This is a genomic window from Sandarakinorhabdus sp. DWP1-3-1, assembly GCF_049896705.1.
GTDB lineage: Bacteria > Pseudomonadota > Alphaproteobacteria > Sphingomonadales > Sphingomonadaceae > Sandarakinorhabdus.
This window is the reverse complement of the sequence record NZ_JAFCUV010000001.1, coordinates 240,683-254,882: the sequence shown is the minus strand read 5'-3', so window position 1 is coordinate 254,882 and position 14,200 is coordinate 240,683. Positions and strand designations below refer to the sequence as shown.

The following is a 14,200-nucleotide window of genomic DNA, read 5'->3' as shown; positions in this document are numbered from 1 at the left end:
AAGGCCCGGCGGTGGAGTTATCCACGGCAAAGTCAGATGGTCGCCAGCCGCCCCTCGTGCAACGTCACCACCCGGTCCATCTGTTTTGCCAGCGCCAGGTTGTGGGTCGCCACCAGCGCGGCGCTGCCCTGCCCGCGCACCAGCGCCAGAAACTCCGCCAGCACCTTCGCTGCCGTCGCCTCATCCAGATTGCCGGTCGGTTCGTCGGCCAGCACCAGCACCGGCTTGTTGGCCAGCGCGCGCGCCACCGCCACCCGCTGCTGCTCGCCGCCCGACAGCTGCGACGGCCGATGGCTCAGCCGGTCACCGAGGCCGAGCGCGGTTAGCAGTTCATCGGCACGCGCCGTCGCGGCCTTCTCGGAATGGCCGGCAACCAGCCCCGCCAGCATGACATTCTCGCGCGCGCTGAAATCCGGCAGCAAGTGATGGAACTGGTAGACGAAGCCCAGCCGGTCGCGCCGGACCCGCGTCCGGCCCGCATTGTCGAGCGCCTCGACGCGTTCCCCGGCGATGCTGATGGCGCCCTGAAAGCCCCCTTCCAGCAACCCGACCGCCTGCAGCATCGTCGACTTGCCCGATCCCGACGGCCCGAGCAGCGCGACGATCTCGCCGGCGTCGACGCTGAGGTCGACGCCCTTCAGCACCTCGATCGTCGTCGAACCTTGGGTGAAGCTGCGGCGCAGCCCTTCGACCCTCAGGACAGTGTTACTCATAACGCAGCACCTGCACCGGGTCCGTACTCGCCGCCTTCCACGCCGGGTACAGCGTCGCCAGGAAGCTCAGCAGCAGCGCCAGGAGGACGATGCCGACGACCTCCAGCGGGTCGGTCTTGGCCGGCAGCTCGGTCAGGTAGCGCACCGACGGATCCCAGATATTGGTGCCGGTCAGCGCCGACACGCCCGACACGATCGGGCCGCGAAATGCCAGCAGCGCAAAACCGAGCACGCAGCCGAGCGCGATGCCGAGCCCGCCGATCAGCGTGCCGACGGTCATGAAAACCCGCATCAGCGCGATGCGGCTGGCGCCCATGGTGCGCAATATGGCGATGTCGCGGGTCTTGGCGCGGACCAGCATGATCAGCGACGACAGGATGTTGAAGACGGCGACCAGGATGATGATCGACAGCACCCAGAACATCACCGTGCGCTCGACGACCAATGCCGAAAACAGCGCCGAGTTGGTCGATTTCCAGTCGCTGACGATGGCCTGGCCGGCGATGCTGGGCCCGATCGGTGCCAGGATCTGCCCGACGCGATCGGGGTCGACGGTCATCACCTCGATCATGCCGACGGCATCGCCGAGCCTGAGCAGCGTCTGCGCATCGCTCATCGGCATCACGACGAACGCCTTGTCGTAATCGAAGATCCCGACCTCGAAGACGGCGACGATGCGATAGGCGACGATGCGCGGCACGGTGCCGAACGGCGTCGATTCGCCCTGCGGGTTGATGAGGGAAATCTGGTCGCCGATGCGGGCGCCCAGCGCCTCCGCCAGCCGCGCGCCGATGGCGACGGTGTTGGAACCCGGCTGCAGGTTCTTCAGCGTGCCGGCGACGACATTGTCGGCGATGACCGGCGTGCCGTTGATGTCGGCGAGCGTCATGCCGCGCACCAGCACGCCTTCGACCCGGCCGCCGAAGCTGCCCATCAGCGGCTGTTCGATCAGCGGGGTCGCGCTGGTGACGCCGGGCAGCGCCTTCAGCCGCGCCTGCAGCGGCTGCCACGCCTCGATCCGCCCGCCATAGCCCTGGACGACGGCATGGCCGTTCAGCCCCAGGATGCGATCGAACAGCTCGGCACGAAAGCCGTTCATCACCGACATGACGGCGATCAGCGCCGCGACGCCCAGCGCGACGGCGATCAGGCTGATCGAGGCGACGAGGAAGATGAACCCCTCGCCGCGCCCGGGCAGCAGGTACCGCCGGGCGATCATGCGTTCATAGCGGGTGATCACGCGGTCAGCTGCGCCACCGCAGCATCGATGCCGACTTCGCTCTTGTCACCGCCGCGGCGCTTCAGTTCGACAACGCCACTGGCCAGCCCCTTGGGCCCGACGACGAGCTGCCACGGCAAGCCGATCAGGTCGGCGGTGGCGAACTTGGCGCCGCCCCGTTCGTCGCGATCATCGTACAGCACCTCGACACCGGCGGCGGTCAGGCGCGCGTACAGGCCATCGGCGGCGGCCGCACAGGCGGCATCATCGACACGCAGGTTGATGAGCGCGACCTTGTACGGCGCCACGGCCTCCGGCCAGATGATGCCGTCCTTGTCGTGGCAGGCTTCGATGATGGCCCCCATCAGCCGCGACACGCCGATGCCATAGCTTCCCATCAGCGGCGTCACCGGCTGGCCGTCGGGGCCCTGGACCGTCACGCCCATCGCCTTGGTATATTTGTCGCCGAAGTAGAAGACCTGGCCGACCTCGATGCCCTTCGACTGCTTCAGCGCCGCCCCGGCCGCGGCCTCGGCGGCGGCGTCGCGCTTCTCGTCGGTCGCGGCATAATCGGCGTTGAGGCCGTCGATATAGGCCTCCAGCGCGCCGGCGTCGTCGGCCTCGATATGGTCGGTGTCGCGGCCCTTTTCCCAATTCTCGTGATAGAAGACATCGCTCTCGCCGGTCGGTGCCAGCACGATGAACTCATGGCTCAGGTCGCCGCCGATCGGGCCGGTGTCCGCCTGCATCGGGATCGCGTGAAGGCCCATGCGGGCGAAGGTGCGCATATAGGCGATGAACATGCGATTATAGCTGTGCCGCGCCCCGGCGAAATCGGCATCGAAGCTATAGGCGTCCTTCATCAGGAATTCGCGACCACGCAGCACGCCGAAACGCGGGCGCACCTCGTCGCGGAACTTCCACTGGATCTGGTAGAGGTTGCGCGGCAGGTCGCGATAGCTTTTGGCGCCATTCTGGAAAATGACGGTGAACAGCTCCTCTGCAGTCGGGCTGAACAGCATCTCGCGGTCGTGCCGATCGACGATGCGCAGCATTTCGGGGCCATAGGCCTCGTAGCGGCCCGACTGTTTCCACAGCTCGGCAGACTGGATCGTCGGCATCAGCACCTCGATGGCGCCGGCGCGATCCTGTTCCTCGCGGACGATCTGCTCGATCTTCTTCAGCACGCGCAGCCCCAGCGGCAGCCAGGCATAGATGCCGGCGGCGGTCTGCCGAATCATGCCGGCGCGCAGCATCAGCTGGTGCGACACGACCTGGGCATCGCCCGGCGTTTCCTTGAGGACGGGCAGGAAGTAACGGGAGAGGCGCAAGGTCTGGTCTTTCGATAGTCGCAACGATGGCTGCCGGGCGCGTGTAGCATGGCCACGGCCCGGTGCAATCACGGGCGCTACGGCCGGCGCTGTTGCAACGCCGCCACAGTCGGCAGGGAAGTGCAATGATGCGACACGTTCACTGCCGTAAGTCAGTGACTTGCGGCGCGGAACCGCATAACAGGGCGCGGAAGGCCAAGACGAAAGTCCGGTCTTCACGGAGAGCGGCCTTACGGCCTGAAACCATGCCGCGCCTCGCAAGGGCAGCGCACACCGGATGGGGATTGGGGGCTTTGCCCGTTCCGGTGGATGTGGTTTCCAGGATAAGAGGTCTCGTCACGGGAATGCCCGGGTGCGCTGCCGCACTCGGGCATTTTCGCGTCTGGCGCCGGCGCACTGCCCTCCCCCCCCTCGCCTTTTCGTGCATGGCGCCGCCCCGCCACCGCTGCCAGACAAGCGGGCACAGCAATGGGGAACATCGCCATGGAACACGCCACCGCCACGCGTGAAGGTCACACGCTGATCGTCACCATCAACCGCCCGGAGCGGATGAACGCGCTGCACCCGCCGGCCAATGCCGAGCTGGCGCAGATCTTCGACGACTTCGCCGCCGATCCCGAGCTGTGGGTGGCGATCATCACCGGTGCCGGTGACCGCGCCTTTTCGGCCGGCAACGACCTGCGCTGGCAGGCGGAGGGCAATGCCGTCACCGTGCCGCCGACGGGCTTTGCCGGGCTGACCTCGCGCTGGGACCTCGACAAGCCGGTGATCGCCGCGGTCAACGGCGTGGCGATGGGTGGCGGCTTCGAAATCGCGCTGGCTTGCGACATCATCATCGCGTCCGATAACGCGACCTTCGCCCTGCCCGAGCCCAAGGTCGGCCTGGCCGCGCTCGCCGGCGGCCTGCACCGGCTGCCGCGCACCATCGGGGTCAAGCGCGCCATGGGCATGATCCTGACCGGGCGCAGCGTGCCGGCCGCGGAAGGCGTGGCGCTCGGCTTCGTCCATGCCGTGGTGCCGCAGGCGGAACTGCTCGATGCGGCGCACGCCCTGGCGGCGCAGATCTGCACCCTGTCGCCGATGTCGATTCGCGCGTCGAAGCAGGTCGTCGCCCGCAGCCTCGACACCGCATCGCTGCAGGAGGCGTACGAGGGCCAGATGAAGCATCCGGCGGTATCGGCGCTGTGGCGCAGCGAAGACCTGAAGGAAGGCCCGCTGGCCTTTGCCCAGAAGCGCAAGCCCGAGTGGAAGGGGCGATAGCGCCGGCGGGTCAAGTTCCCCGGCACAAGCAGAAGGCCGCCGGGTTGCCCCGACGGCCTTCACATTGCCGGTGTACGAACCGGAGATGGCGCTGACTTCAGACCGTTGCGATTCCCACCGCAACCACCAACGCACCGGACCGTAACGTGTGACAATGAGACATCCGATCACCTCCTTCCGTATTGTTGAACACAGCCCGCAATGTCAGAGACGTCGGTGGAAAATGCAAGAGGCAAGATGATCGCATCCGGCACCATCGCCGCCGTCCGTGTCGGCCGCTCCGCCCCGCTGCCCGGCGCTGGCCGCCGCGGCGCCGATCTCGTCACCGCCTATTTCAAGTCGCCGGTCGATGGCCCGGTGGCGATACGTCCGCTCGGCCTGGATGGTGATACCCAGGTCAACCGGCGCTGGCACGGCGGCCTTGAAAAGGCGGTCTATGGCTATCCGGCGTCGGGCTATGACGGCTGGCGCGCCGAATTTGCCGAACGTGCCGAACAGTTCGTCCCGGGCGCGATGGGCGAGAACCTGGTGATCCTCGGCCTCGACGAAACCAGCGTCTGCATCGGTGACACGATTCGGGCCGGCACCGCGCTGCTGCAGGTCGCCCAGCATCGGGAACCCTGCGCGACCTTTACCGCCGTCCATGGCACGGCAAAGCTGGCGCGAGCGATGAGCCGGTCGGCACGCTGCGGCTGGTACTATCGCGTCCTCGAACCCGGCATCGTCGCCGCCGGCGATTCGCACAATGTCGTCGAGCGGCACAATTCCGGCTGGACAGTGGCCCGCTTCGTTCACGTCATCGGCGGCAAGGCCGAAGCCGCCGGGGCGCTCGCCGAACTGGTCACCCTGCCGGGCCTGACCCCGGCGTGGCAGGCGCACGCCGCCAATGCCCTGGCGACGCAGCAGGCGCGGCTGCTCTAGCATTGACGGCAATCAGTCGGATCGGCTCAGGCCGGGCGGGATCCGTGATTCAACGAAGCTGAAGGCTATGCCAGGGGGTGGCCGGCAGCCGCCCGGGCTAGCCTGCGCAGACGCGATCCCGGCCACCGCGCTTTGCCGCATACAGTGCATCGTCGGCGCGCTTCATCCAGCATTCCGTCGTCTCGCCGGCGCCGGCGATCGACAAGCCTATGCTGACGGTGACCGACAGCGCCGGCTGCCCCGGCACCGCCATCGCCGCCACCGCCTGGCGCACCGCCTCGGCAATCGCCGGCGCGTCGTCGCCATCGGGCAGCAGCACGCCGAATTCCTCGCCGCCGACCCGGCCGACGGCGCCGAACGGCCCCGCCGCCTCGATCGTCGCCGTCACCGCCCGCAGCACTTCGTCGCCGACGGCATGGCCAAGGCGGTCGTTGATCTGCTTGAAATGATCGATGTCGATCAGCAGCACGGCGGAATTCCCGCGGCGCGCCAGCGCATCGAACATCGCCTGGTCAAAGGCGCGGCGCGTCAGCAGCCCGGTCAGGCTGTCGGTGCTCGCCATCTGCCGCAGCTCCATCTGCGAAACGACGACATCCGAGAAACGCCGCAGTATCTCGCGGTCGGTGATCGAGAACCGCCGGCTTTCGTTGCCGATGATGCACAGCGCGCCGACCTGATAGCCATCGGGGGTGCGCAACGGCGCGCCGAGATAGCTGCGGATATTGGGGTCGCCGACGACCAGCGGCGAATCGGCAAAGCGCGGGTCGTTCGCCGCATCCTCGACGGCCAGGCCATCGGCCGCTGCGATGGTGTGGTGGCAGAATGCCATGCTGCGCGGCGTTTCGGCCACACCAAGCCCGCGCCGCGCCTTGAACCATTGCCGGTCGGCATCGACCAGCGTCACCGCGGCCATCGGCATGCCGAACACCTGCTGCACCAGCTGGACGATCTGTTCGAATTCCTCCTCGACCGCGGTGTCGAGAATGTCATAGCGGCCGAGCGCGGCCAGTCGGCCATGCTCATCGTCCAGCTTCAGCTTCATGCGCATGGTCGCCCCCACCACGTCGCCGCCCCCGCGACATGCCGGCATCCGCTTATACCCGTACTAACCCAATGAATAGATAGGCTTCACTCAGGTCGTCGCATTCTTCCGGCGGCGCGCCCGCAGCGCCTGCCATTCGGTGATCGCGATGACGACGAGGCCAAGCAGGAAGGGGATATAGGTGTAGATCAGCCGGAACATCACCAGCGCCGCCAGCACCCCGGCTTTGGGCGCCTCCGGCATCAGCAGCAGGATGACGCCTTCGAACACGCCGAGCCCGCCCGGTGAATGGCTGAGCGCACCGACGACCATGGCGACGGCATAGATGGTCAGGAAGGTCAGCAGCCCCGGCGCCCCGGTGTCGGGCAGCAGCAGGTAGAGCGCGCCGCCGGCAAAGGCGAGATCGATGGCGCCGACGACGATCTGCAGCAGCGTCTCGCGGCCGTCGGGGATGAAGAACTTGTAGCGCCACAGCCGGAATTCCCGCCGCCACAGCGTCGCCAGAGCCAGATAGCTGAGCGTGCCGACGAGCAGGATGGCACCGGCCCAGCGCTCCGCACTCGGCGCCAGGTCCTTGAACGGGGTCGCCAGGTCGGGGGCAATCACCAGCCCCAGCCCGGCCACGGCGACGATGCCGAGCCAGAAGGTCCAGCCGCAAAGGAGGATGATCATCGCGATATCGGCGGCGCGCACCCCGGCGCGGGTATAGATGCGGTAACGGACAGTGCCGCCGGTCAGCACCGTGACGCCGAGCGTGTGGCTCATCGTGAAGCTGGCAAAGCTTGCCGCCGCCAGCGTCGACCACGGCAGTTCATAACCCAGATGCCGCGTCGCCAGCCAGTCATAGCCGACAAGGACGACATAGGACGCCGCTGCCGACAGCGCCGCGGCGACGATCAGGTGGCTCGGCGTCGCGCGGACATCGGCCATGATCTCCTCGAGCGTCACCTGCCCGGCGATCATGTTGAGGCCCCAGATGGCGAGACCGAGCACGACCAGGCCGAGCAGCGCGCCCAGCCATTGCTTGAGGTTGGCCCGCGGCGGCGCCGTTTCCTCGCGCAGCGCAGCGACCGCTGGCGGGGCAGTTGGCGGCAGATCGGACAGGGGCCACTCCTTCAGCAACAACCGGTGGGCCCGGAGGGATTCGAACCCCCAACCTAGCCGTTATGAGCGGCCGGCTCTACCGTTGAGCTACAGGCCCGGCCCGGCCGCGACGGCGTAGCGCATGATTGCAGGCAGGGGCAACCGCCGCGACACGGCGCGCACAAAAAAGGGCCGGGCCTGCGGATCGCAGGCCCGGCCCCAATATGTGACCCGCGGCGGCTGGCCCCGAGGGGGGGAGGGGTGCCAGGGCGCGGGTCGGTCACCGGGCCAATCAGGGGAGGGCGACCGCGGTAACCATGCATCCGCATGTCGGGGAGGACATGGCAGATGTAGTGCCGTCAGTGACGGCGACAGCCTTCATCTAGGCCTCGCCCCGCCTTTTGTGCACCGCACAATAATGCAAGACTGCCATGCGTCAGGTGCATGACTCATTTCGCACCGAGCGCGTAGCCATCGATGTCGAGATTGGCCGGCGTCATGCGCTCGACGAGAAAATCGCGCAGCGCCGCCACCCGCAGCGATCGCCGCAGTTCGACCGGATAGGTGAAATAGGTGCGGAACACCGCACCCTCGAGCGCCGGCAGCACGACCTTCACCTTCCCCGAAAAGCGGATGAGATAGCTGGGCAGCGCGGCGATCCCCGCCCCCGCCTCGACCGCCTGCAACACGCCATGGCTGTTGTTGATGGTCAGCGCCGCCGCCCGCGGCGCGCCTTCATGGCCGAGATCGAGCGCCCAGTTGATACCCTTCAGAAACTCGGGCGCGGTGTCGCCATAGGCGATCAGGCGATGCGCATCGAGATCGGCGATCGTCCTCGGCACGCCATGGCGCGCCAGATAATCCGGCGACGCGCACAGGAAATGCCGGATCGGCATCAGCGGCTTCTGCACCAGCTCGGCCTGGAACGGCAGGTGGAAGCGGATCGCCACATCGGCCTCGCGCTTGGCGAGATCGACGTCGAGGTCGCTCAGATGCAGGCTGACATTGATGTCGGGATACAGGTCGAGGAAATCGCCGAGCTGCCGCGCCAGCCACGTCGAACCGAAGCTGACCGTGGTGGTCAGCCGGATCTCGCCCGTCGGCCGGTCGCGGGAGGCATCGATCGCCTGGCGCGTCCGCTCCAGCCGGTCCTGCATGTCGTGGGTGGCGGCGCGCAGCTGCTCGCCCTCGTGCGTCATCGCAAGGCCGCGGGCGTGGCGGTGGAACAGCTTGGCGCCGATCTGTTCCTCCAGCGCGCCGATCTGGCGGCTCAGCGCGGGCTGGCTCATGTGCAGGCGCCGCGCCGCCTCGGTAAAGCTGCCCGCCTCGGCGACCAGCTCGAACAGCCGCAGCTTTTCCCAGTCGAGGTTCACGCCGCAGCTGCATCCTCGGCTTCGGCGTCGATCGCTTCCTCGTCGACGCCATTGGCGCCGTGCAGGCCGTGCGCCATGAAGCGCTCGGCTTCCAGCGCCGCCATGCAGCCCATGCCGGCCGCGGTCACCGCCTGGCGATAGATCTTGTCCTTCACGTCGCCGGCGGCAAACACGCCCGGCACCGACGTCGCGGTCGAATCGGGCGCGGTGATCAGATAGCCCTCGTGATCCATGTCGAGCTGGCCGACGAACAGCTCGGTCGCCGGCACATGGCCGATGGCGATGAACAGGCCATCGGCGGCGAGCGGCCGGGTGGCGCCGGTGACGGTATCGCGCAGCACGACGCCGGTGACGGTCAACGGATCGGCGCTGCCCTCCACCTCGGCAATCTCGGCGTTCCAGTGCATCTCGATCTTGGAGTTGGCGAACAGCCGCGCCTGGTTGGTCTTGTCGGCGCGCAGTTCGTCGCGGCGGTGGACCAGGTGCACCTTCGATGCAAAATTGGTCAGGAACATCGCCTCCTCGACCGCGGTGTTGCCGCCGCCGACAACGACGACAGTACGATTGCGGAAGAAGAAGCCGTCGCAGGTCGCGCACGCCGACACGCCGAAGCCCCGGAAGCGCGTTTCCGACGGGATGCCGAGCCAGCGCGCCTGGGCACCGGTGCAGATGATGAGCGTGTCGGCAAGCCAGGTCTGGCCCGAATCGGTCTCGACCATGAACGGCCGGCGGCTGGTGTCGACGCGGGTGACGATGTCGCTGACCAGTTCGGTGCCGACATGCGCCGCCTGTTCGGCCATGCGCAGCATCAGGTCGGGGCCCTGGACGCTGGTATCGCCGGGCCAGTTCTCGACCTCGGTCGTGATGGTCAGCTGGCCGCCGGGCTGCAACCCCTGGATCAGCACCGGATTCAGCGCAGCGCGCGCCGCATAGACAGCGGCGGTGTAGCCGGCAGGGCCGGAACCGATGATCAAGACACGGACATGACGGGTTTCGGGCACGATCGATTTTCCTGCGTTGAACGACCCTGTAGTTAGTCGCTGGCGCAACATTTTGCACCCCCCGCCACGGTCGCAGCACAGCTTATATTGGACAAGCAGACTTGCGCGTTTCGGTAATATTGTTATTTGTAAACGTCATTTCAGACGCGCGGAGTTGCACGGATGCACCGTTCCCGGTTGCCAATCGACGATATCGACCGTGTGATCCTGCGTCATCTGCAAGCCGAGGGGCGGATCACCAATGTCGAGCTCGCCGAACGCGCTGGCCTGACCGCACCGCCCTGCCTGCGCCGCGTCCGCGCGCTGGAGGAAAACGGCACCATTCACGGCTATCACGCCGATCTCGACGCCCAGGCGCTGGGCTATGGCATTACCGTCTTCGCCATGGTGTCGCTGCGCAGCCAGGCCGAATCCGACCTCAAGGCCTTCGAGGACCATGTCGCCGCCCTGCCCCAGGTCCGCGAATGCCACATGCTCAATGGCGAGATCGATTTCATCCTCAAGGTCGTCGCCCATGACCTGCAGGAGTTCCAGAAATTCCTGACCAGCGCGCTGACCCCGGCGCCGAATGTCGAGAGCGTGAAGACGAGTTTTGTTATCAGGACGGCGTTGAGCAGGCCAGGGGTTCCTGTCGACTGACACCTCTCCCCTCGCGGGAGAGGTCGGGCTCGGCGCAGCCGAGCCGGGTGAGGGGGAAGGCAATGGCGGCGCGGCCGGCGGCCGCGCCGCCGAGTCCGCTGGGTCGCAAAAAAACAGCAAGAGCGCGGCCAAGCCGCGTCGTCGGACGAGTCAAAAAAGGGCGCCCTGATGGGGCGCCCTTTTTCGCTCGCCGTCCGGCCTTGCGCGAGTCCGCGCGTAGCAAGCTACGCGTGGCCGCGCTGCGGCTTAGAACCTCACCCTTGCACCAACCCGGATCTGCCAGAGCGACTGGTTCTGGAACAGCGTCTCGGTCGGTGCCGTCACCGTCGAGCCGCTGCGGTTGCTGTAGCGATACTGGGCGCAAGGCTGGGCAGGCGTCGTGATGTTCGGCGCGGTCGGGGTTGCCGTCGCGACACACGACACGTTCACCAGCGTCCCGTAATAGGGGAACGCCACCTGGCGTAGCGAGCCCCAGTCGCTGTTGATCAGGTTGAGCACGTTTTCGAGGTCGGCAAAGACTTCCATCTTGCCACCGAAGACGAACGGCAGCTCCTGCTTGATCGACAGGTCGAGCTTGTTGAACCGCGGCGAGCGGCCGATGTTCTTCGGCGCGATCTTGCCCTGGTACTTGTTCAGCTCGCTGTTCTGCACGACGCTCTGGAAGCCGGCAAAGTCGAAGCCGGCGGCGTACTGAACCAGCGGGTCGGCATTCGGCGACGACACGTTGGGCACGTAGATCAGGTACCGGTTGTTGGTCTGCACGGTACCAAACACCGCCGAACGGTTCGCCGTGGTGTCGGCGAAGGTGTAGCTGAAGCGCTGGCCGGCGCGGCTGTTGAAGAAGAACTCGATCCGGGTCTTGTTGTCGCCGAACCAGGCCTTTTCATAGCCGATCTGCAGGCGGTAGGCGTCGTCGATCTGGTAGTTCGACGTACCATAGGCGCCATTGTTCGGATCGATACCGGAGGCGGCGTTGCCATAGTTGGAACCGGCCGTCGACGAGGTGCCCGAGTTGACGTCCTTCGAACGCTGGAAGGTGTAGGCGGCGCTCATGTAGAAGCCGTTGTCCCAATCCTTGGCGACGCGGGCGACGACGTTCCAGCTGTAGCCGCGATCGGTATTGGTCAGGAACAGGTCGGTATTCTGGCCGGCGGCGGCGTTGAAGGCCTGGTAGCGCGGGCGACCGTCCGGGGTCGCGCCGCCGTTGACGGTGGTGTTCGGGATCGAGCGCAGGTCGGTGTAGGTCAGAGCATTCTTGACCCGCGACCAGACGACATCGGCACCGAAGTTCCAGTCATCACCAAGGAAGCCCAGGTTCGCCGCATAATCGACGGTACCCGATACGCGCCATTGCGACGGGATCTGGAAATCGGGGTCGAGCACGTTGGTCGGCGAGGCCGCCGAACCGGTGGTGGCGATCAGCTGCGACAACTGATCCGGGACGCCGGTGCCGCCGGTGACGTTGTTCAGCGTCGCGGCGCCGAGCGCCTGGACATCGAGACCGGCGGTCGGGATGCCGTTGATGCTGAACGTGCCGTTGGCGAGGCGCTGCACGGTCACGCTGCCCAGCGTCGGACCCGGGTTCGAATAGTTGTTCGAAATCCAGACGTTGGGGTTGCCGCCGGCAAACAGGCCGGCCGTGGCGCGGATGTTGAGGCGATCGCTCGCCTTCCACGAGATGGCGGTGCGCGGCTGGAAGACCTGGCGACCGTTCAGCGTCGAATTGTTGGGGATGCCGGTGCGCGCCAGGAAATCCGGGTTGTAGACCGGCTGGTCGGGCGATTCGTACAGATCCCAGCGGAAGCCGGCGGTGACGCTGACGTTGTCGGTGACATCCCAGACGTCCTGCAGGCCGAAGGTGTAGACATTGTTGGAAAACAGCGCCCGCACCGTGTCGATATCGCCGCGGATCGGTGCGGCAAAGATCAGCTGGTTGGCGCGGCCGTTCTGGAGATCGGCGATCGAATCGAAGCGGAAGTTGCCCGAGACATTCTGCGCGAACAGGTTGTTGAAATCCTGGCCGCGGCGCTCGGCGATGAACTTGACCGTGTGGTTGTTCATCTTCAGCTGCGCCTGGAACTCGATGCCCAGCGTCTGTGCCGACAGCTCGTTGGCCTGGCGCGAGACATCGGGGCCGAACTGGATGCGACGGATGCCGGTCGCGCAAGGCGTCGCCGCCGAGCCCGTGGTGGCATTGGGTGCGAGGCAGACCTGGAACTGGCCGAAATCCTTCTGGCCGAACGGTTCCTGCAGACGGACGTAATCATTGTAGCTGACGCGCAGCTGGGTCGAGAAGCTGTCGCTCCACTGGTCGTTCAGCTGGAACACGCCGAAGTGGTTGATGGAGCCCTGGTTGTAGTTGTTCGATTCCAGCGACAGCGTCGGGTTGTTCTGGTTGAACTCGCTGGCCTGGGTCTGGCCGGCGAGCAGATTGCCCTCGTTGTAGATGTAGGTGAAGGCGGCACGGTGGCCGTCGGCGATGTTCCAGTCGATCTTGGCGACGACCTTGTCATCGCGCTCCGAGATCGCATTGGCGACCTGGCCGGCGTCGAAACTGTAGCGGCTGTCGGCGATCGTGTTGATCTGGTCGATCTGCGCCTGGGTCACGCCCAGGTCGACGGCCTGCACGGCCGACGGCGTCGAATCGCGCAGCCGCTCCCAGGTCACGGCGAAGAACAGCTTGTCCTTGATGATCGGGCCGGTCAGCTGGGCGCCGAAGATCTTCGATTCGAAATCGCGGGGACGGTCGATGCCGCGGGTCTTGGTACCGGCGAGGCTGTCCGACGAATAGGTGAAGAAGCCCTGGGCGGTGAAGTCGTTGCCGCCCGACTTCAGCTGGGTGTTGATGGCACCGCCCTGGAAACCGCCCTGCTGGATGTCGACCGGGGCGATTTCGACCGAAAACTCACCGATGGCGTCGAGCGGCACGGCGCCGCGCGCCGAGGCAAGGCCGCCGGCTTCGAGGCCGAACGGGTCGCCGAACTGGATGCCGTCGACGGTGATGCGGTTGAAACGGTTGTTCTGCCCGGCGATCGAGATGGCGCCGCCGTTGGTCGGGTCGAGCGAGACCAGCGGGTTGCGCGCGGCAAGGTTGCGGATGTCGCGATTGACGGTCGAAACGCCGCGGATGTCCTCCGCCGTCAGCACCGTGGCCGGGCCGCTGGCGATGGTGATTGCCGAACGCTGGCGGCTGGCCGTGACGGTCAGCGTCTCGCCGACATTGGCGAGCAGGACTTCAAGGCGCTGCGGCGTGCCGGCAACGAGGTTGGGGACGGTTTCCTCGGCGGGATCGAAGCCCTGGGCCGTGACGGCGACGCTGTAGGGGCCGCCAAGACGCAGGCCGGTGGCGTTGAACACGCCGCTGGCATCGGTCGTCTGGGTGGTGCGGGTGCCCGACGGCGTGTGGGTGATGACGACCGTCGCATTGGCGACCGGCGCGCCGGCACTGGTGCTGACCTGGCCGCGGATCGCCGAGGCGGTTTCCTGGGCGTGAATGGCAACCGGGGCGACCAGTGCCGCAATGGCACAACCGATACGAAGATGACGCATGGACGGAAAACCCCTGTTCGAAGATTGGAAGATCGGTACGCAAACCGGCAGGCAAACCGGACCGGAATC

The 14,200-nt window shown here is 66.6% G+C and carries 11 protein-coding genes and 1 tRNA gene; 3 read left to right on the top strand and 9 right to left on the bottom strand.

What is annotated here, in order from left to right:
• Positions 1-32 precede the first annotated feature (32 nt).
• Genes ACP7AI_RS01185 through proS form a run of 3 tightly spaced genes read right to left on the bottom strand, consistent with a single transcriptional unit; the run spans position 33 to position 3,263 of the window.
• The gene (locus ACP7AI_RS01185) at positions 33-713 is read right to left on the bottom strand and encodes an ABC transporter ATP-binding protein (RefSeq protein WP_426163166.1); all 681 of its coding nucleotides are present in this window, start codon (positions 711-713) and stop codon (positions 33-35) included.
• Positions 706-1,932, bottom strand: a complete 1,227-nt coding sequence (locus tag ACP7AI_RS01180) for a lipoprotein-releasing ABC transporter permease subunit (RefSeq protein WP_426166524.1) — start codon at positions 1,930-1,932, stop codon at positions 706-708. The genes ACP7AI_RS01185 and ACP7AI_RS01180 overlap by 8 nt, the downstream gene beginning before the upstream one ends.
• A gap of 17 nt (positions 1,933-1,949) precedes the next feature.
• Positions 1,950-3,263: a proline--tRNA ligase gene (gene proS, locus ACP7AI_RS01175; RefSeq protein WP_426163164.1), complete on the bottom strand. Its 1,314-nt coding sequence runs from the start codon at positions 3,261-3,263 to the stop codon at positions 1,950-1,952.
• Between the two features lie 483 nt (positions 3,264-3,746).
• On the opposite strand from proS, the gene ACP7AI_RS01170 reads away from it, so the two are divergent.
• Together ACP7AI_RS01170 and ACP7AI_RS01165 are read left to right on the top strand one after the other, a co-directional pair.
• Entirely contained in the window at positions 3,747-4,523 is a 777-nt protein-coding gene (locus ACP7AI_RS01170; protein ID WP_426163162.1) for an enoyl-CoA hydratase-related protein, read from the top strand.
• Between the two features lie 237 nt (positions 4,524-4,760).
• Positions 4,761-5,444, top strand: a complete 684-nt coding sequence (locus ACP7AI_RS01165; protein WP_426163160.1) for an MOSC domain-containing protein — start codon at positions 4,761-4,763, stop codon at positions 5,442-5,444.
• 97 nt (positions 5,445-5,541) lie between these two features.
• Here the strand turns inward: ACP7AI_RS01165 and ACP7AI_RS01160 are convergent, their stop codons facing one another.
• The 5 genes from ACP7AI_RS01160 to trxB all read right to left on the bottom strand — a co-directional run bounded on the left by ACP7AI_RS01160 (position 5,542) and on the right by trxB (position 9,943).
• Positions 5,542-6,486, bottom strand: coding sequence for a diguanylate cyclase (locus ACP7AI_RS01160; protein WP_426163158.1), 945 nt, complete (start codon positions 6,484-6,486; stop codon positions 5,542-5,544).
• A gap of 90 nt (positions 6,487-6,576) precedes the next feature.
• On the bottom strand, positions 6,577-7,608 hold the full coding sequence (locus ACP7AI_RS01155) for a lysylphosphatidylglycerol synthase domain-containing protein (protein ID WP_426163155.1): 1,032 nt from the start codon (positions 7,606-7,608) through the stop codon (positions 6,577-6,579).
• 7 nt (positions 7,609-7,615) lie between these two features.
• A tRNA-Ile gene (locus tag ACP7AI_RS01150) sits at positions 7,616-7,687 on the bottom strand.
• Positions 7,688-8,018: 331 nt separating this feature from the next.
• Positions 8,019-8,942: a LysR family transcriptional regulator gene (locus ACP7AI_RS01145; RefSeq protein WP_426163153.1), complete on the bottom strand. Its 924-nt coding sequence runs from the start codon at positions 8,940-8,942 to the stop codon at positions 8,019-8,021.
• The gene (gene trxB, locus ACP7AI_RS01140) at positions 8,939-9,943 is read right to left on the bottom strand and encodes a thioredoxin-disulfide reductase (RefSeq protein ID WP_426163151.1); all 1,005 of its coding nucleotides are present in this window, start codon (positions 9,941-9,943) and stop codon (positions 8,939-8,941) included. The genes ACP7AI_RS01145 and trxB overlap by 4 nt, the downstream gene beginning before the upstream one ends.
• Positions 9,944-10,105: 162 nt before the next feature.
• Between trxB and ACP7AI_RS01135 the strand changes: the two genes are divergently transcribed.
• Positions 10,106-10,582 (top strand): Lrp/AsnC family transcriptional regulator, encoded by a 477-nt coding sequence (locus ACP7AI_RS01135; RefSeq protein WP_426163149.1) that lies wholly within the window; start codon positions 10,106-10,108, stop codon positions 10,580-10,582.
• Positions 10,583-10,828: 246 nt separating this feature from the next.
• Here ACP7AI_RS01135 and ACP7AI_RS01130 read toward each other — a convergent pair whose 3' ends face one another.
• Positions 10,829-14,131 (bottom strand): TonB-dependent receptor, encoded by a 3,303-nt coding sequence (locus tag ACP7AI_RS01130; RefSeq protein WP_426163147.1) that lies wholly within the window; start codon positions 14,129-14,131, stop codon positions 10,829-10,831.
• Positions 14,132-14,200 lie beyond the last annotated feature (69 nt).

Excerpts from the sequence above, each read along its gene's own strand:
- ACP7AI_RS01185 (WP_426163166.1), bottom strand. The coding sequence starts at position 713 with ATGAGTAACACTGTCCTGAGGGTCGAAGGGCTGCGCCGCAGCTTCACC.
- ACP7AI_RS01180 (WP_426166524.1), bottom strand. The coding sequence starts at position 1,932 with ATGATCGCCCGGCGGTACCTGCTGCCCGGGCGCGGCGAGGGGTTCATC.
- ACP7AI_RS01170 (WP_426163162.1), top strand. The coding sequence starts at position 3,747 with ATGGAACACGCCACCGCCACGCGTGAAGGTCACACGCTGATCGTCACC.
- ACP7AI_RS01165 (WP_426163160.1), top strand. The coding sequence starts at position 4,761 with ATGATCGCATCCGGCACCATCGCCGCCGTCCGTGTCGGCCGCTCCGCC.
- ACP7AI_RS01160 (WP_426163158.1), bottom strand. The coding sequence starts at position 6,486 with ATGAAGCTGAAGCTGGACGATGAGCATGGCCGACTGGCCGCGCTCGGC.
- ACP7AI_RS01135 (WP_426163149.1), top strand. The coding sequence starts at position 10,106 with ATGCACCGTTCCCGGTTGCCAATCGACGATATCGACCGTGTGATCCTG.
- ACP7AI_RS01130 (WP_426163147.1), bottom strand. The coding sequence starts at position 14,131 with ATGCGTCATCTTCGTATCGGTTGTGCCATTGCGGCACTGGTCGCCCCG.